Here is a 16,365-nt window from a genome sequence, read left to right as displayed (position 1 = left end):
TCGGGGCATGGTTAATCGGCGGGCGAGTTGTCCGAACGCTGTCGTTCCCTCCAATAATTACTCTGGAGCTTCAGATGTCTGCGCCACACGATCCTGCTGTCTCGTCCACCCTGTCCCTCGATGAACTGACTCATTTGCTCGAAACCATCTTCGTGCGTCACGGCACCTCGGCCGAAGTGGCCCGGACCCTGGCCGCCAACTGCGCCGGCGCCGAACGGGACGGCGCCCACAGCCATGGCGTGTTCCGCATGCCCGGTTACGTCTCGACGCTCAGCAGCGGCTGGGTCGACGGCCGGGCCGTGCCCCAGGTCGAGGACGTGGCGTCCGGCTTCGTGCGGGTCGATGCCGGCAACGGCTTCGCCCAGCCGGCGCTGGCCACCGCCCGGCCGTTGCTGGTGGAAAAGGCCCGCTCGGCCGGCATCGCAGTGCTGGCCATCCGCAACTCCCATCATTTCGCGGCGCTGTGGCCGGATGTCGAGCCGTTCGCCGAAGAAGGTCTGGTGGCCTTGAGCGTGGTCAACAGCATGACCTGCGTGGTGCCCCATGGCGCCGACCGGCCGCTGTTCGGCACCAACCCGATCGCGTTCGCCGCGCCCCGGGCCGACGGCGCGCCCATCGTGTTCGACCTGGCCACCAGCGCCATCGCCCATGGCGACGTGCAGATCGCCGCGCGCCAGGGCGAGAAGCTGCCGGCGGGCATGGGCGTGGACAGCCTCGGCCAGCCGACCCAGGATCCGAAGGCGATCCTGGGCGGCGGCGCGCTGCTGCCGTTCGGCGGGCACAAGGGCTCGGCGCTGTCGATGATGGTCGAGTTGCTGGCGGCGGCGCTGACCGGCGGAAACTTCTCCTTCGAGTTCGACTGGTCGAACCATCCGGGCGCGAAAACCCCGTGGACCGGTCAGTTGCTGATCGTCATCGACCCCAGCAAGGCGGCGGGGCAGAGCTTCGCCGAGCGCAGCCAGGAACTGGTGCGGCAGATGCACGGGGTGGGGCTCAAGCGTTTGCCGGGCGATCGCCGGCACCTTCAGCGGACGCGGTCGCTGAGCGAGGGGATTGTGCTGGACGGCGCGACAATGGCGCAGCTGCGCGAATTGGCAGGCCTTTGAACGGACTGTGGCCAGGGAGCACGCTCCCTGGCCACGTGTTCAGCGACGGCCGAGCAGCAGTCCCACCACCAGGCCGAACCCGGCGGAGATCGCCACGGTCTGCCACGGATGCCCGCCGATGTAGTTCTGGGTGGCTTCGACCGCCGGTTGCGTGCGGGCACGCACGTTCGTGACCGAGTCCCGCGCCTGCTGCAACTTCTGGGCGATCTGCCCGCGCAGGGTCTCCGCTTCTTCGCCGACCAGCGCGGCGCTGCTCTTGAGCAGTTTTTCCGATTCTTCGATCAGGGCCTGAAGGTCGCTGAAGGCTTGATCCTTGATCTGGTCTTCGGCGGTGTGCGCGGCGGTTCTACGGGCCATTGGGTGACTCCTTGCAGGTGAATGGACAGTGATCAATGGAGTGTGGCGCAAACTGAAAAGTTGCAGCGATTTCATCTGCGGCAGAAAAACCGCCGCCGGAGAATTCCGTCCAGCGTGTAAGATGTCGCCATTTCATGCAGCAGGTAATTTCCGATGAGTTTCAATCTGGCCGACAAATCCCTCGCAGAGCGCGCCGCGCTGGAAGACGAGAAATCCCGACTGTTCGAACTCTGGAAGACCAACCTGGGCAAGGCCAAGGGCGAAGCCGCGCGTCTGTTCGGCGAGCGGGCCAAGCGCAAAGGCAAATGGGCCGAGTGGGTGCGGTCGGAGCTGGACGGCATGTCGCCGCCGGAGTACTCCAACATGGTGCGCAGCGAAGTCAACCGGCTGATGGCGGCGAACAAGTAACCCGCCGTCACGCGTTGGCGAAACAGGCGATGATCGCCTCGCGCACCTTCAGCACCACCGGATCGGTCTGGGGGCTGGTGCGCCAGCCCAGCTCCACCGGGTAACGCGGCAGCGCCAGGGGGCAGGGCAGCAGCGCCAGGCCGCTCAGCGACGCGATGGCCTCGGCGGCATGAGCCGGGATCGTCGCCACGGCGCCGCTGCCCTTGAGCAGGTGCGGCAACGCGGCGAAATGAGTGGTCGAGGCGCCTACCCGGCGGCTCAGCCCCAGCGCCGCCAACCCTTCGTCGGTGATGCCGATGAAGCCGCCCGAGGACACCAGCAGGTGCTCGCGGGCGACAAACTCCTCCAGACCGATCTGCCCCTGGCCGGGCGCCAGGCTCGCCGGATCCGCCAGACAGGCATACCCCCCTTCACCCAGCACCTGACGGCTGAGCAGCCGCTCGGCAAACCCGCCGGCGGTGATCGCCAGGTCGAGGCTGCGCTCCATCAGGGCGCGGGCGACGATCTGGCTGTGGGTCTGGCGGAAGATCACCCGCAGTTTCGGCGCAGCGTCGGCGATCGCGTCGATCAGCCGCCGGCCGTAGGCGATCTCGAAATCGTCCGACAGCCCGATGATCACCGAGCGGCCGTCGTATTGATCGGCGGCCGGGTCGACCATCGCCAGGCTTTGCCGGCATTTGTTCAACGCATCGCTGACCACCGGCTTCAGCTGATTGGCCTTGAGCGTCGGCGCCAGGCCCCGGCCGGTGCGAACGAACAATTGATCCCCGTACACCTCGCGCAAACGCCGCAGCGCCGCGCTGACCGCCGACTGGGTCACGCCCAGGCGCAGGGCGGCGCGGCTGGCGCTGGACTCTTCGTGGAGGGCTTCGAAGGTTTTCAGCAGGTTGAGGTCGAGGGTCGCGATATTCATGTGGCTCATATCATTCAGCAGCGGGCAGGGCTTTATTCATGATCCCGTGCGGCCGGAGAATCGGCAACACCTGATCCTCACGGAGTGAACGCAATGCCCAAATCCATCGTTGCCGCGCTGCAAATCGGCGCCTTGCCCGGCGGCAAAGGCGAAACCCTGGAACAGATCCTGAGCTGGGAGGCGGCCATCGTGGAGTCCGGCGCCGCGCTGGTGGTGATGCCCGAAGCGCTGCTCGGTGGCTACCCGAAAGGCGAAGGTTTCGGCACGCAACTGGGCTATCGGCTGCCGGAAGGGCGCGAGGCCTATGCCCGCTACTTCGACAATGCCATCGATGTGCCTGGCGCTGAGACCGAGGCGCTGGCGGGCCTGTCGGCGCGCACCGGGGCGAACCTGGTGATCGGCGTGATCGAGCGTGCCGGCAGCACCCTGTACTGCACCGCGCTGCATTTCGACCCTCAGGCGGGCCTTGCGGCCAAGCACCGCAAACTGATGCCCACCGGCACCGAACGCCTGATCTGGGGCAAGGGCGACGGCTCGACGCTGCCGGTGCTCGACAGCCAGGTCGGCAAACTGGGCGCGGTGATCTGCTGGGAAAACATGATGCCGCTGCTGCGCACGGCCATGTACGCCAAAGGCATTGAAGTGTGGTGTGCGCCGACGGTGGACGAGCGCGACATGTGGCAAGTGAGCATGCGCCACATCGCCCATGAGGGGCGCTGCTTTGTGGTCAGCGCGTGCCAGGTGCAGGCTTCGCCGAACGAGTTGGGCGTCGAGGTCGCCAACTGGCCGGCGGACCGTCCGCTGATCGCCGGCGGCAGCGTGATCGTCGGACCGATGGGCGATGTGCTGGCCGGCCCGCTGAAAGGCGGGGCAGGGCTGCTGACCGCCGAGATCGATACCGACGAGCTGGTGCGCGCCCGTTACGACTACGACGTGGTGGGTCACTATGCGCGGCCGGACGTGTTCGAGTTGAGCGTGGATGAGCGGGCCAAGCCCGGAGTGCGCTTTATCGCCTGATCCGCAAGCCCTGCGGTGCCTTCACTGACGCCATCGCCAACAGGCTGGCTCCCACACTGTTATGCGGTGACCACAGATTCTGCGCTCACCTTGAATCCCTGTGGGAGCCAGCCTGCTGGCGATGGCGTCAGCCGGATCGGCGCAGAACCCGGCCAGCGTCACCAGGTGGCGGCGCTGGCCCTGGGCAGGCTGAGCTTGCCGCGGTCGGTGAAGCGCATCGTGCCGAACGCGCCGCCCGCCAGTTTGCCCCGCAGCACGTAAGGCAGGTTGTCGAGGTTCTGGGTCTGGCTCAGGCCCAGGGTCTGGCGCAGCACCGAGAACGCCGAAACGCTCACCGGCACGCTGACCACCGCCTCGGAGAAGCGCGGGATCGAGCCGGACTGGTCGCTCACCCCCGAGGCCAGCGGACGGCCGTTGACCTCAAGATCCAGCGCGATGCCGTTGTAGTCGATGGCGGTTTCATTGGGGTTCTGCACCCGCAGCTTGAGGGCGAAGCGCATTTCCAGTTCTTGGCTGGGCAGCGGTTCGAGGCCGACCACGTTGATGTTCACCGGGTCGCGGGAAGGGAACAGCGCACAGGCGCTGAGGGACAGCACAAGCAGGGACAGCAGCAGGGCGGGGAGACGGCGCATGGGGCGTTCTCTCGATGAAGAAAAAGGGCCGGACCGCCAACGGTCCGGCCCTTTGATTGTGCGGCGGGCCGCCTCAGCGGTTCAACGGTGCGACCGCAGGCGGCTGTGCAGGTTCAGCCTTGGCCGGCATTTCCGGGTTTTCCATGACCTGCAGGATAGACGCCTCCGGGTCGAAGTCGTCCTCTTCCAGTTCGATGAACTCTTCCGGCAGGAAAATGTTCAGCACGATCGCGCACAGGGCGCCGACAGTGATCGGCGACTCGAAGATGTTGCGCAGGGCCTGCGGCAGTTCGCGCAGCACTTCCGGCACGGCGGCGATTCCCAGGCCCATGCCCACCGAGATGGCCACGATCAGCATGTTGCGCCGGTGCAGCCCGGCCTCGGCGAGGATCTTGATCCCGGCCACGGCCACGGTGCCGAACATCACCAGCTCGGCGCCGCCCAACACGGGCTTGGGCATCAGTTGCAGCACTGCGCCGATCATCGGGAACAGGCCCAGCAGCACCAGCAGACCGGCGATGAAGAACGCCACGTAGCGGCTGGCCACGCCGGTGAGCTGGATCACCCCGTTGTTCTGGGCAAAGGTCACCATCGGCATGCTGTTGAACACCGCCGCCATGGCCGAGTTGAGGCCGTCGGCAAGCAGCCCCGACTTGATCCTGCGGATGTACAGCGGGCCCTTGACCGGCTGGCGCGAGATCATCGAGTTGGCCGTCAGGTCGCCGGCGGCCTCCAGCGGCGACACCAGGAAAATCACCGCCACCGGCACGAAGGCCACCCAGTCGAAGTTGAAGCCGTACTTGAACGGCACGGGAATGCTGACCGCCGGCACCTGCGGCAGGTTGGCGAAATCCACCTGGCCCGTCAGCCACGCCACCACGTAGCCGAGGGTCAGGCCGATGACGATGGCGCCCAGGCGCAGGAACGGCACATCGACCCGGTTCAGCACCACGATGGTGCCCAGCACCAGCGCGGCCAGGAACACATGGCTGGCCGCCCCCAGGTCCGGTGCGCCGAAGCCGCCGGCGATGTCGGTCATCGCCACCTTGATCAGCGACAGGCCCATCAGGGTGATGATGGTGCCGGTGACCACCGGGGTGATCAGCATGCGCAGCTTGCCGATGAACTGGCTCAGCACCACTTCGATGAACGCCGCGAAGAAGCAAACGCCGAAGATCGTCGACAGGATCTCGTCGGTGCCGCCGCCCCGGGCCTTGACCATGAAACCTGCGCTGAGGATCACGCTGATGAAGGAAAAACTGGTGCCTTGCAGGCACAGCAGCCCCGAGCCCACCGGGCCGAAGCGCCGGGCCTGGACGAAGGTGCCGAGGCCGGAGACGAACAGCGCCATGCTGATCAGGTAAGGGATTTCGCTGTGCAGGCCCAGGGCGCTGCCCATGATCAGGGTCGGGGTGATGATGCCGACGAAGCTGGCCAGTACGTGCTGCAGGGCGGCGAACACCGTGGCGGTGAAGTCCGGACGGTCGTTGAGGCCGTAGATCAGGTCGTTGTTGCGCGGGGCTTTTTCGGAGACGGTCATGGTGGTGTGCGCGCCGCAAGGCGCAGCCGGGTCAGAAAATGGGTGCGCAGGATGCCGGAAGCGAGCGGTGAGGGCAACGCAATAAAATTGCCTGAAAGGTCAGGTTTTACGCGGCCCTCAGGCAAACGCCGCCAACAGATCCTCCTCGAACGCCTTCTGCGCGTCCCCCGGCACCTGGGCCCGGTGCCGGGCCAGGTGAAACGCCACCTCAAAGCTTAATCCGCCTTCGCGCACCGGTCGCAGCAGGCCTTTGTCCACCCATTGGCGGGCGTAATGGCTCGGCAGGTAGCCGACGTGCTTGCCCGACAGGATAAACGCCAGCGTGCCTTCGACCTGTTCCGAGCGCGCCGAGCAGACCTGGCCCTGGAACGGCTCGTCGCTGCGCAGGAACCGGTACGGATGGTCGACCCGGTCGCAGGCCTGCAGCGCCGCGTCGTCCGGTGCGTCGTCGGTGAACAGCGGATGGCCGGGGGCGCAGTACAGGTGTTGGGTCTCATGGAACAGTTCGCGGTAGTCGAACGCAGTCTGCGCCTGGGAAAAGTAACCGATGGCCAGGTCCAGCCGCTGCTGCAGCAGCAGGCGCTCCATTTCCCCCGGCATGGCGCTGATCAGCTCGATGCGCACCGCCTCGTCCCGCGCGCGAAAGCGCCGGATCGCATCAGCCACCCGTTGCAGCACCGAGTGGTCCACCGCTTCGGACAGCCCCAGGCGCACCTCGCCGATCAGGCGCCCGGCCACGCCGTTGGACTCATGACGGAACGCTTCGATGGACTGGAACAGCGCACGGGTCGCGGCCAGCAACCGTTCGCCCTTGGGCGTCAGGCTGAAGCCGGCCTTGCCGCGGTTGCACACCCGGTAGCCCAGGCGCGTCTCAAGCTTGGCCATCTGCTGGCTGATGCTGGACTGGCTCAAGCCCAGTTCCCCTTGGGCGGCACTGAAACCGTTGCATTCGACCACGCCGACGAACAGGCGCAGCAGTTGCAGATCCACGTCGTGGAGTTGACCGAGCATCACATTGTCTCCGGCTAATGTCAGGTTAACGAACTTGAGATTTTTGTAATGTATCCGCCGGCGCATCCTGCCACCACTCCCCTCGGTCAGGTGTTCGTCATGGCTTCTGTGTTCAAACTGGGCTTGCCCGCGCTGTTGATCTCTGCTGTGTTCACGGCCCACGCCGAGGACAAGACCCTCAACCTCTACAGCTGGGCCGATTACGTGGCGCCGCAGACCTTGCAGCGCTTCGAGCAGGAAACCGGCATTCATGTGCGCTACGACACCTTCGACACCACTGAAGTGCTGGAGACCAAGCTTCTGACCGGCGGCAGCGGCTACGACGTGGTCGTGCCGTCCTCCACCGTGCTGGCCCGCGGGCTGGCGGCGGGCGCCCTGAAGGAAATCCCCCGTGAAGGGCTCAAGGGCTACGCCAACCTCGATCCGGATCTGCTGGAGAAACTGGCGGCGGTGGATCCCGGCAACCGCTACGGCGTGCCCTACACCTGGGGCACCCTGGGTCTGGGGATGAACGTGGAGGCCGTCAAGAAACGCCTGCCGGATGCGCCGCTCAACAGCCTGGATCTGCTGTTCAAACCGGAATACGCCGGCAAGCTCAAGGACTGCGGCATCGCGATCCTGGATTCGCCGCAGGAGGTCATCGGCCTGGCCCTGCATTACCTGGGCAAGGATCCCTACAGCAGCGACAAGGCAGACCTGGCCGCCGCCGAAGCCCTGTTGCAGCGGTTGCAGCCGTCGGTGCTGTACGTCGCCACCGGCCGGCAGATCAACGACCTGGCCAACGGCAGCGTGTGCCTGGCGCTGACCTACAACGGAGACGCAGGCATGGCCGCCGACCAGGCGCGCAAGGCCGGCAAGCCGTTCGAGATCGCCTACCGCATCCCCCGTGAGGGCACGCTGGTGTGGCAAGACAACCTCGCCATCCCCAAGGACGCGCCGCACCCGGAGGCCGCCCGGGCCTTCATCGAATTCATGCTGCGGCCCGAGTCCGTGGCGGCGCTGACCAACACCCTGTTCTTCGCCACCGCCAACCAGGCCGCCACGCCGCTGGTGGACGAGGCGGTGCGCAACGACCCGGACATCTACCCGCAGCCCGGTGTGCGTGAGCGGCTATATGCCGACCGCAGCATGAGCCTCAAGGACATGCGCCAGCGCACCCGCCTGTGGACCGCTTTTCGCAGCCATCAATAAAAAGGAGATTCACCGTGGACGTGCCGATGCAAAACGATCAAGCCATCACCCGCGACAGCCTTTTCGGCACCGCCGCCGAAAGCACCTACGCCGGCATCACCAGTTTCATGCGCCGGCGCTACAGCCGTGACCTGCGCGGAGTGGACGTGGCCGTCAGCGGCGTGCCGTTCGACACCGCCACCAGCAACCGCCCGGGCGCCCGGTTCGGGCCTCGGGGGATCCGCGCGGCGTCCGCCGGCATCGCCTGGGAACGCCACTGGCCGTGGACGTTCGACCCGTTCGATCATCTGGCGGTGATCGACTACGGCGATTGCGACTTCGATTACGGCGCGCCGCATTCCATCCCGGAAAGCATCGAGGCCCATGCCGAGCGAATCCTTCAGAGCGGCAGCGCCATGCTCACCTTCGGCGGCGACCACTTCATCAGCTACCCGCTGCTCAAGGCCCATGCACGCAAGCACGGCACGCTGTCGCTGATCCACTTCGACGCCCACAGCGACACCTGGCCGGACGAAGGCGGCAAGCGGGTCGACCACGGCACCATGTTCTGGCATGCGGCGCGGGAAGGGCTGGTGGATCCGGCGCGTTCGGTGCAGATCGGCCTGCGCACCACCAACGACGACCCTCAGGGCTTTCAGGTGCTGGATGCGCGGCAGGTGCACCGGCGCGGCTGCGAGGCCATCGTCGAGGCCATCCGTGCGCGGGTCGGCGAAAGCCCGGTGTACCTGACCTTCGACATCGACTGCCTCGACCCGGCCTTCGCCCCGGGCACCGGCACCCCGGTGTGCGGCGGCCTGAGCACGGTGCAGGCGCTGGAGATCCTCGGCGGCCTGCGCGGGATCAACCTGGTGGGGATGGACGTGGTGGAAGTGGCGCCGGCCTATGACCACGCCGAAGTCACGTCCCTGGCGGCGGCGACCCTGGCCATGGAGATGCTGTGCCTCTACGCGGCCCGTCATAAGGTCGATGCCTGAGGCAGGTTTGTCCCTGAGGTGCCTGGGCTGAAGCCATCGCCAGCAGGCTGGCTCCCACATTATTGGCTACACCGCATAACCCATGCGGGAGCCACCTGCTGACCTGTGGGAGCCAGCCTGCTGGCGATGGCGTCGGTCCGGCCGACACATTCATCGCCTGATGCACCGCCATCGCGGGCAAGCCCGCTCCCACAGGTTTTTGGGTGGGGCATGACTGCAGAGACCTGCTGACAGAATCTGACAGTGCCCGGTGCTAAGCTTCGGCCATTTTCCGGACGGAGCCTGCACCGTGTCGCGTACCACCCGTTTACTGACCCTGCTGCAAGTGCTGCGCGGCAAGAAGCGCCCGGTGACGGCGGCGACGCTGGCGGCGGAGCTGGAGATCTCCGAGCGTACGCTGTACCGCGACATCGCCGAGCTCACCGCCCTGGGCGCGCCGATCCACGGCGAGGCCGGCGTCGGCTACGTGCTGCGCAGCGGCCTGTTCCTGCCGCCGCTGATGCTCAATGCCGATGAGACCGAAGCCATCGTCCTCGGCCTGCGCTACGTCGATCAGCGCGGCGACGAGGTGCTGGGCAAGGCCGCCGCCGATGCCCTGGCCAAGATCGCGGCGGTGCTCGACCCCAAGGCCCGGGACGCCTTGCTCAACCCCACCGTGATGCCGGGGCCGGCGGGGTACGGCTTCCCGCAGAACGTCGTGCCGCTGAGCGTGCTGCGCCAAGCCATCCGCGAGCAGAGCAAACTGCGGATCGACTACGCCGACGCGCAGCAGATGCCCAGCCAGCGCTCGATCTGGCCGCTGGCGCTGGGCTTTCTCAATGAAGTGCGGATCCTGGTGGCCTGGTGCGAACTGCGCGGCGCCTACCGCACCTTCCGCACCGACCGGATCGCCGCCGCCACGGCCGCTGACGGGCGCTATCCGGGCCGGCGCAGCGACCTGCTGCGCACCTGGCAGCAGCAGATGCAACAGGACGAAACCCGGCGCTTCACTCCTGACAAGAATTGACGCAGGGCTGTTCTAGGATGGCGGCAGAACCACTCAACAAGGAGTTGCAACCATGTCCCATCCGACTCTGGCCCCGGCCATCGCCGGGTACATCAACGCAGCGAACGCCCGTGACACCACGCAGATCGCGAGCTTCTTCGCCGAGAACGCCAACGTGTTCGACGAGGGCCACCATCAGGTCGGTCCTACGGCCATCGCCCACTGGATCGAGGACAGCGGCCGGCGCTACCAGCCCCGCGTCGAGGTGCTGGACGTGCAGCACCGCACCGGCAAGGTGCTGGTGCACGGGCTGGTGTCCGGCGACTTTCCAGGCAGCCCGCAGCCGCTGCGCTACATGTTCCGGCTCGACGAACAGGGCAAGATCGCCCGACTGGACATTTCCCTGTAGCGCTCATGGCATACTGCCGCGCATGACATTCGACTCTCCGCTCAGCGCCTGGCAGTACGCCATCGAACACGACGGTTTCATCCAGGATGAAGCCCAGGAACATGCCGTCTTCGCACTGCACAAGTGCCACGAGGCCTTGCACGCCGGTGTCCGTTCGGTCACCGGCGTTTACTTGTGGGGCCCGGTCGGGCGCGGCAAGACCTGGCTCATGGACCGTTTCCACCAGAGCCTGCGGGTGCCGGCCCGGCGTCAGCACTTCCACCACTTCATGGGCTGGGTGCACCAGCGCTCGTTCCAGTTGACCGGCATCGCCGACCCGCTGCGGGCGCTGGCCCGGGAATTGGCGGCCGAGGTGCGGGTGCTGTGCTTCGACGAACTGTTCGTCAACGACATCGGCGACGCCATCATTCTGGGGCGGCTGTTTCAGGTGATGTTCGATGAGGGCGTGGTGGTGGTCTGCACCTCCAACCTGCCGCCGGACCAACTGTATGCCGACGGCTTCAACCGCGACCGCTTCCTGCCCGCCATCGCCGCGATCCAGGCGCACATGCAAGTGGTCGCGGTGAACGGCGCCGAGGACCATCGCCTGCACCCCGGCGCGCACGCGCAACGCTACTGGGTCGCCGCGCCGGGGCAGAGCAGCGCCCTGGGCGACGTGTTCAAGGCACTGACGGCCGGGCAGGCTTGCCATGCCGGCCCGGTGGCCGTCGGTCACCGGAGCCTGCCGGTGGTGCAGGCCGGCGGGTCGGTGGTGTGGTGCCGTTACGCCGACCTTTGCGAGCAGCCGTTCGCCGCCATGGACTTCATCGCGCTGTGCGACAGCTACCGGGCTATCCTGTTGAGCGAGGTGCCCAACCTCAGCGCGAAGAAGCGCGAAGGCCGGATCGCCCGCGGCACCGAGGATGGCGCCGAACGGGTGGCCGCCGGCGACCGCGAGTTGCCGCAGCTGTCGGTGCACGACGACGGCGTGCGCCGCTTCATCGCCCTGGTGGACGAGTGCTACGACCGCAAGGTGCCGCTGTACATCGAGGCGCAGGTGCCGATGGAGGCGCTGTACACCGAGGGCTATCTGGAATTCCCGTTCCGCCGCACCCTCAGCCGCCTTAAGGAGATGCAGCTGCAACGCTTTGCCGAGACCTGAAGCGAGGAGGGCGCGCGATGACGCAGCCACTGTCCCACCACTTGCTGACCATGGCTTACCAGAACGCCTGGGCCAACCATCGGCTGGCCAAGGCCTGGAGCCGCCTCGACGCCGCGGAGCTGGCGGCGCCACGGGTGAGCTTCTTCCCGAGCATCCGCCTCACGCTCAATCACATCCTCACCTGCGACGGGTTCTACGTCGATGCGCTGGAGCGCGAATTGCGCGGCGATGAGCCGCATCCCGATTGCTATGCGTTCTTCGCCGTCGACGAACCGTTTACCGAAGGGCATTCCCTGCGCCTTGAGCAGGCCCAGGTGGACCGGCGCCTGATCGCCTATTGCGAGCAACTGCGCGACGCCGATCTGGGCCGGGTGGTGACCATCGCCCGGGACACGCCGCAGCACGACACCCGCCTGCGCCTGCTCTCGCACCTGTTCGAGCACCAGATCCACCATCGCGGACAGGTGCATGCCATGCTCAGCGGCACCTCTGTGGAACCGCCGCAGCTTGACGAGTTTTTCTGCGCCGGCGAGTCGGTCCTGCGGGCCGAGGACTTCGCCGAGCTGGGCTGGACCGAGGAACTGATCTGGGGGCGCTGACCGCGACTGGCTGCGCAATGAAGGCGTTGAATCAGGCACCAGGGATGTCGGATGTGGCGGCCCTATCGCTGGCAAGCCAGCTCCCACAAGGATCGTAGACATTCGCAGGATCAGCGGCCAGCGCAAAACCTGTGGGAGCTGGCTTGCCAGCGATGGCGTCGGGCCAACCGACACATTCATTCCCTGACACGCCGCCTGCACAGTCCTCTGGGAGCAAGCCAATGTTTGTCTTGTCGCCCGTGCCGCCGCCACGTTATGGTCTGCGGGCCTTTCAACGCGCAAGACGCGCGCCGGGGCCCCGTGCGATCGAGGATGGAAATGGATTCCGCAGAAATTCTTGTGCTTCAAGCCAGCTATACCAATCCGGTGCATGCCGAGGCCATCGGTGTCGTGCTCAATCACTATGCCGAAGACCCGATGGGCGGCGGCCAGTCGCTCGCGCCCGACCTGCTGCGGCGTCTGCCTGAGGAGCTGGCCAAACGGCCCCACGCCTTCAGCGTGCTGGCGTTCGTCGGCGGCGAGCCGGCCGGATTGGTGAATTGCTTCGAGGGGTTTTCCACGTTCGCCTGCAAACCGTTGGTCAACGTGCATGACGTGGCGGTGATGACGAAATTTCGCGGCAGGGGCCTGAGCCACAAAATGCTGCGCAAGGTCGAGGATATCGCGCGTCAGCGCGGCTGCTGCAAGATCACCCTTGAGGTGCTCGAAGGCAACGACGTGGCGAAGGCGTCCTATGCCAAGCTCGGGTTCGTGACCGGCACGCGGGATCCGGCGCAGGGGCCGATGCTGTTCTGGTCCAAATACCTGCAGGCATGAAAAAGGGCGCCCGGGAGGCGCCCAACTGTCCACTGCGGATCCGTCGCAGGGTCATCGGTAGATCATCGGGCCATCAGGGGCGATAGGACTCGGTCACTTGCGCGGTCTGGTCGTCCGGAACCTTCAGCTCATCGGCTTTGCTGTCGGCCTGTTGCCCGGCGGCGTCGTGATGCACCGGGAAGTTCTGGTAATAGTGCCGCATGCGCTCGGCGCCGCCTTCGGCGAACGCGCTGGCGGATCCCAAGGCGAGCAGTGCGGCGAGGATTGCGGTGGTGATGTTCATGGTGCCTCCCACTGTGAATGTCGGAGCCTTTCGTCCATGAATCGAGGTCTCGGCGCGCAGTGTCCGCCGGAGGCATTAACTAAGGGTTAACGGCTGCCTGTGACGAGGGAACCCGCCACAGGGGATGCCCAACTACCTTGGGGTCAAAGCTTCCAGTCCAGGCTCAGCGTCACCGTGCGCGGGTCGCCCCAGAACACGCCGTTGTAGAAGCCGACGTTGTCGTAGTACTTCTTGTCGAACAGGTTGTCGACGTTCAGCGACGCCGACAGGTGCCGGTCGAACTCGTAGCGCGACATCAGCTTGACCACGGTGTAGGCGTCCTGGCTGATCCGCGTGCGGCGCGTGACGATCTCGCCGTCGGCGTCGCGCCCCACGGGGCGATTGGCCTTGCCGTAGATGTCGCTCTGCCAGTTCACCGCGCCGCCCACCGTCAGCGCGTTCCAGCTGCCCGGCAGGCGATAGGCTGTGGACAGGCGGAACAGGTTCAGCGGCTGGTTGGTGTTGGTGCGCCGTTTCTCGCCGTCGGCGGAGTGGGTGTAGGTGTAGCCGGCGGTCAGGTTCCAGCCGTCCAGCACCTCGCCGGACACCTCCGCCTCGAACCCGCTGACCTTGTTGCCCTTGCCGCCGCTCTTGTAGAACTCTTCGCCGGTCTTCGGGTCCGGCGGCACCGAATCGTCCACCTCGGCGACGTTGTCCTGCTTGCTCCAGAACAGCGCCGTGGCCAGGTTCAGGCGCTCGTCCAGCAGGCTGCCCTTGAGCCCCAGTTCGTAGTTGCTGCCCACCACCGGCTCCAGGTATTTGCGGTTGGCGTCGCGGTTGGTCTGCGGCTTGAAGATGTCGGTGTAGCTGACGTACACGGTGTATTCGGGCGTGATGTCGTAGAGCAGTCCGGCGTAGGGCGTCCACTGGTCGTTGTGCTTCTGGCGGGTGGTGTCCACGGCCGTCACGTGCAGGTCGTCGCCGAAGGTGTTGCTGGTGCTGGACGACTCCCAACTGCCGTAACGGCTGCCGAGCACCGCATGCAGACGGTCGGTGAGGCTCAGGCGGGTGGCCAGGTAGCCGGCCTTCTGCCGGGTATCGTCCTTGGATTCGGTGAGCCCGGTGACGGTGTCGGGGAACTTGGCGATAGTGCCCATGTATTTCCAGTCGCGGATGGTGCCGTAGTCGTCTGACCGGGGGCCGGCGATCGCGTAGGGCGAAGCGGAGCGCCGTTCGGCCTCGCCGTACCCCAGCATCAGTTCGTGTTCGCGGCCCAGCAGCGTGTAGGGACCGGAGACGTTGAAGTCATAGGCGGTCATCTTCTGCGTGCCGAGCATGTGCGAGGTGTAGGCCGTCATGCCGCTGCGGTCCGCCTCGGGGAACCCGGCGCCGCCGTAGTAGACCTTGCCGTCGGTGTCGCTCTGGCGGTGGGTGTAGGCGGCCTTGAGGTGCCAGCCGTCGGCCAGCGCCTGGTCGAGGGTGGCGAACGCGGTCTTGTCCCTGATCGGCCAGGAGCTCCAGGACGTCGCCATGTTGGTGGAGCGGCCCAGGCCGGCCTTGCCGCCGTCGGCGTTCCAGTACGGCACGGTGCCCCAGGAGGTGCCTTGCACGTGCTTGTCCTGGTAGTCGTAGCCGACCGCCAGCACGGTGGAGTCGGTCAGGTCGGCTTCGAGGATGCCGTAGCCGACTTCCCGCTGCAGCGCGTACTTGTCGCGGAACGACTGGCTGTCGCGGTAGGCCAGCACGCTGCGCCCGCGCAGGCGCCCGTCGAACGCCAGCGGCCCGCCCACGTCCACGTAGCTGTAGTAATCGTCGTAGCTGCCGCCGCTGACCCCGGCCTGGGCCTGCCATTGGGCGGTGGGGCGCTTGCGCACCATGTTGATGGTCGCCGACGGATCGCCCGCGCCGGTGGTCAGGCCGGTGGCACCGCGCACCACCTCGATGCGGTCGTAGATGATCGTGTCCGAGTCCGACTTCATGAACGTGAACGTGTTGAGCATGCCATCGACCTGGAAATTGTTGATCGAATAGCCGCGCGAGGAATAACTGATCCGGTCCGAGTCGTTGTGCTGCACCACGATGCCGGTGGTCTGGCTCATGGCCTCGGACAGGGTGCCGAGCTTGAAGTCGTCCATTTGCTGGCGGGTGACCACCGACATCGATTGCGGGGTGTCCTTGATCGACAGGTTGAGCCGCGTCGCCGTGCTCATCGCGCCGGTGGTGTAGGCGCCGGTGTGTTCGGTGGTGCTGCCCAGGCCCTGGGCCGTGACGCTGGTGGCGGCCAGCTCCAGGGCCGGCGCGTCGGTTTCCGGGCGCTGCTCGGCCTCGGTCTCGGCCAGAAGGTCCGGGCTCAGGGCGACACTGCACAGGCCCAGGGTGAGGGTCATGGAACGGGTGATGGGCGCGAACATCGCAGCCGACTCCTTGTCATCGAGGGAAAATTTCCGTTTGCTCAGAGACGAAGGGGAAGGGCGCGATTTAGGGTTAAACGAGAAATATTGTTATTTGGAGCGCCCGGACATGAGGCCGGTGTTCACCGCCAGACCGTGTGGGAGCCCGCCTGCTGGCGATGGCGGCAGGTCGGCCGAGTGTGATGTTGGCTGACCCATCGCTATCGCCAGCGGGCTGGCTCCCACAGGATTTTGCGTCTGGTCAAAGGGCCGCGTCGGCCTTCAGCTCCAGGCTGTCCAGCACCCGGTTCACCGCCAGTTCGCCGAGCATGATCAGCTGCGCGATGCCTTGCGCCGTATGCCGGTGCTGGCCGTCTAACAACCCCGCAAAGTTGTTGGCCATGACCTTGGCCGAGGTCAGGGTCTCGCAGGCGTCGGCCAGCAGTTCTTCGTTGTCGGCGGCGGGGGCGATGGCGTAGAGCTTGCTGATCTTGAGCGCAGGTTCAGGGACGAACATCGGGTTGAGGTAATGGTCGAGGGCGCGCTCGGCGGCTTCGTTGAGCTTGCGCGAGTCGGGGGATTCGTAGGGGGACGTGGGGTCGGTTTCGGGTGGG

At 66.3% G+C, this 16,365-nt stretch carries 18 protein-coding genes; 10 read left to right on the top strand and 8 right to left on the bottom strand.

Annotated elements, in window-relative coordinates; genetic code table 11:
- Positions 1-74: 74 nt before the first annotated feature.
- Positions 75-1,106 carry an Ldh family oxidoreductase gene (locus CAG31_RS24515; protein ID WP_085586052.1) on the top strand — a complete coding sequence of 344 codons (1,032 nt, stop codon included), beginning with the start codon at positions 75-77 and terminating at the stop codon, positions 1,104-1,106.
- A 39-nt stretch (positions 1,107-1,145) separates the two neighbouring features.
- Here the strand turns inward: CAG31_RS24515 and CAG31_RS24510 are convergent, their stop codons facing one another.
- A complete protein-coding gene (locus tag CAG31_RS24510) occupies positions 1,146-1,463 on the bottom strand; it encodes a YqjD family protein (protein WP_085586050.1) in 318 nt (105 codons plus the stop codon).
- A gap of 153 nt (positions 1,464-1,616) precedes the next feature.
- Here CAG31_RS24510 and CAG31_RS24505 point away from each other — a divergent pair, with 153 nt between their 5' ends.
- Complete coding sequence (locus tag CAG31_RS24505; protein WP_085586048.1) at positions 1,617-1,871, top strand: hypothetical protein; 255 nt, start codon at positions 1,617-1,619, stop codon at positions 1,869-1,871.
- A gap of 7 nt (positions 1,872-1,878) precedes the next feature.
- Here the strand turns inward: CAG31_RS24505 and CAG31_RS24500 are convergent, their stop codons facing one another.
- Entirely contained in the window at positions 1,879-2,793 is a 915-nt protein-coding gene (locus tag CAG31_RS24500; protein ID WP_085586046.1) for a LysR family transcriptional regulator, read from the bottom strand.
- Between the two features lie 84 nt (positions 2,794-2,877).
- Here CAG31_RS24500 and CAG31_RS24495 point away from each other — a divergent pair, with 84 nt between their 5' ends.
- On the top strand, positions 2,878-3,801 hold the full coding sequence (locus CAG31_RS24495; protein ID WP_085586044.1) for a carbon-nitrogen hydrolase family protein: 924 nt from the start codon (positions 2,878-2,880) through the stop codon (positions 3,799-3,801).
- Between the two features lie 158 nt (positions 3,802-3,959).
- Here CAG31_RS24495 and CAG31_RS24490 read toward each other — a convergent pair whose 3' ends face one another.
- The 3 genes from CAG31_RS24490 to CAG31_RS24480 all read right to left on the bottom strand — a co-directional run bounded on the left by CAG31_RS24490 (position 3,960) and on the right by CAG31_RS24480 (position 6,984).
- A complete protein-coding gene (locus CAG31_RS24490; protein WP_085586042.1) occupies positions 3,960-4,433 on the bottom strand; it encodes an LEA type 2 family protein in 474 nt (157 codons plus the stop codon).
- A 73-nt stretch (positions 4,434-4,506) separates the two neighbouring features.
- Positions 4,507-5,973: a nucleobase:cation symporter-2 family protein gene (locus tag CAG31_RS24485; protein ID WP_085586040.1), complete on the bottom strand. Its 1,467-nt coding sequence runs from the start codon at positions 5,971-5,973 to the stop codon at positions 4,507-4,509.
- Positions 5,974-6,090: 117 nt separating this feature from the next.
- Positions 6,091-6,984: a LysR family transcriptional regulator gene (locus CAG31_RS24480; RefSeq protein WP_085586038.1), complete on the bottom strand. Its 894-nt coding sequence runs from the start codon at positions 6,982-6,984 to the stop codon at positions 6,091-6,093.
- 99 nt (positions 6,985-7,083) lie between these two features.
- Here CAG31_RS24480 and CAG31_RS24475 point away from each other — a divergent pair, with 99 nt between their 5' ends.
- The 7 genes from CAG31_RS24475 to CAG31_RS24445 all read left to right on the top strand — a co-directional run bounded on the left by CAG31_RS24475 (position 7,084) and on the right by CAG31_RS24445 (position 13,099).
- Positions 7,084-8,175 (top strand): extracellular solute-binding protein, encoded by a 1,092-nt coding sequence (locus tag CAG31_RS24475; RefSeq protein ID WP_085586202.1) that lies wholly within the window; start codon positions 7,084-7,086, stop codon positions 8,173-8,175.
- A gap of 14 nt (positions 8,176-8,189) precedes the next feature.
- Positions 8,190-9,149, top strand: coding sequence for an agmatinase (speB, locus tag CAG31_RS24470; protein WP_085586036.1), 960 nt, complete (start codon positions 8,190-8,192; stop codon positions 9,147-9,149).
- 289 nt (positions 9,150-9,438) lie between these two features.
- Positions 9,439-10,155 (top strand): YafY family protein, encoded by a 717-nt coding sequence (locus tag CAG31_RS24465; protein ID WP_085586034.1) that lies wholly within the window; start codon positions 9,439-9,441, stop codon positions 10,153-10,155.
- A 52-nt stretch (positions 10,156-10,207) separates the two neighbouring features.
- A complete protein-coding gene (locus tag CAG31_RS24460; protein WP_085586032.1) occupies positions 10,208-10,543 on the top strand; it encodes a nuclear transport factor 2 family protein in 336 nt (111 codons plus the stop codon).
- Between the two features lie 22 nt (positions 10,544-10,565).
- Positions 10,566-11,684, top strand: a complete 1,119-nt coding sequence (gene zapE / locus CAG31_RS24455) for a cell division protein ZapE (RefSeq protein ID WP_085586030.1) — start codon at positions 10,566-10,568, stop codon at positions 11,682-11,684.
- Between the two features lie 17 nt (positions 11,685-11,701).
- On the top strand, positions 11,702-12,283 hold the full coding sequence (locus CAG31_RS24450) for a DinB family protein (protein WP_085586028.1): 582 nt from the start codon (positions 11,702-11,704) through the stop codon (positions 12,281-12,283).
- 318 nt (positions 12,284-12,601) lie between these two features.
- Positions 12,602-13,099, top strand: a complete 498-nt coding sequence (locus tag CAG31_RS24445; RefSeq protein WP_085586026.1) for a GNAT family N-acetyltransferase — start codon at positions 12,602-12,604, stop codon at positions 13,097-13,099.
- 73 nt (positions 13,100-13,172) lie between these two features.
- On the opposite strand, the gene CAG31_RS24440 is transcribed toward CAG31_RS24445, so the two are convergent.
- From CAG31_RS24440 to CAG31_RS24430, 3 genes are all read right to left on the bottom strand, one after another.
- The gene (locus CAG31_RS24440) at positions 13,173-13,382 is read right to left on the bottom strand and encodes a hypothetical protein (protein ID WP_085586024.1); all 210 of its coding nucleotides are present in this window, start codon (positions 13,380-13,382) and stop codon (positions 13,173-13,175) included.
- A gap of 143 nt (positions 13,383-13,525) precedes the next feature.
- The gene (locus CAG31_RS24435; RefSeq protein ID WP_085586023.1) at positions 13,526-15,772 is read right to left on the bottom strand and encodes a TonB-dependent siderophore receptor; all 2,247 of its coding nucleotides are present in this window, start codon (positions 15,770-15,772) and stop codon (positions 13,526-13,528) included.
- A gap of 241 nt (positions 15,773-16,013) precedes the next feature.
- A partial coding sequence (locus CAG31_RS24430) for a DUF6124 family protein (RefSeq protein ID WP_085586021.1) occupies positions 16,014-16,365 on the bottom strand: 352 nt, incomplete at its 5' end.

It is taken from the genome of Pseudomonas sp. R25(2017), from assembly GCF_002112565.1.
In the GTDB taxonomy this organism is placed as follows: domain Bacteria; phylum Pseudomonadota; class Gammaproteobacteria; order Pseudomonadales; family Pseudomonadaceae; genus Aquipseudomonas; species Aquipseudomonas ekonensis.
The sequence above is the reverse complement of the archived record's forward strand: the minus strand, read 5'-3'. Positions and strand labels throughout refer to the sequence as shown.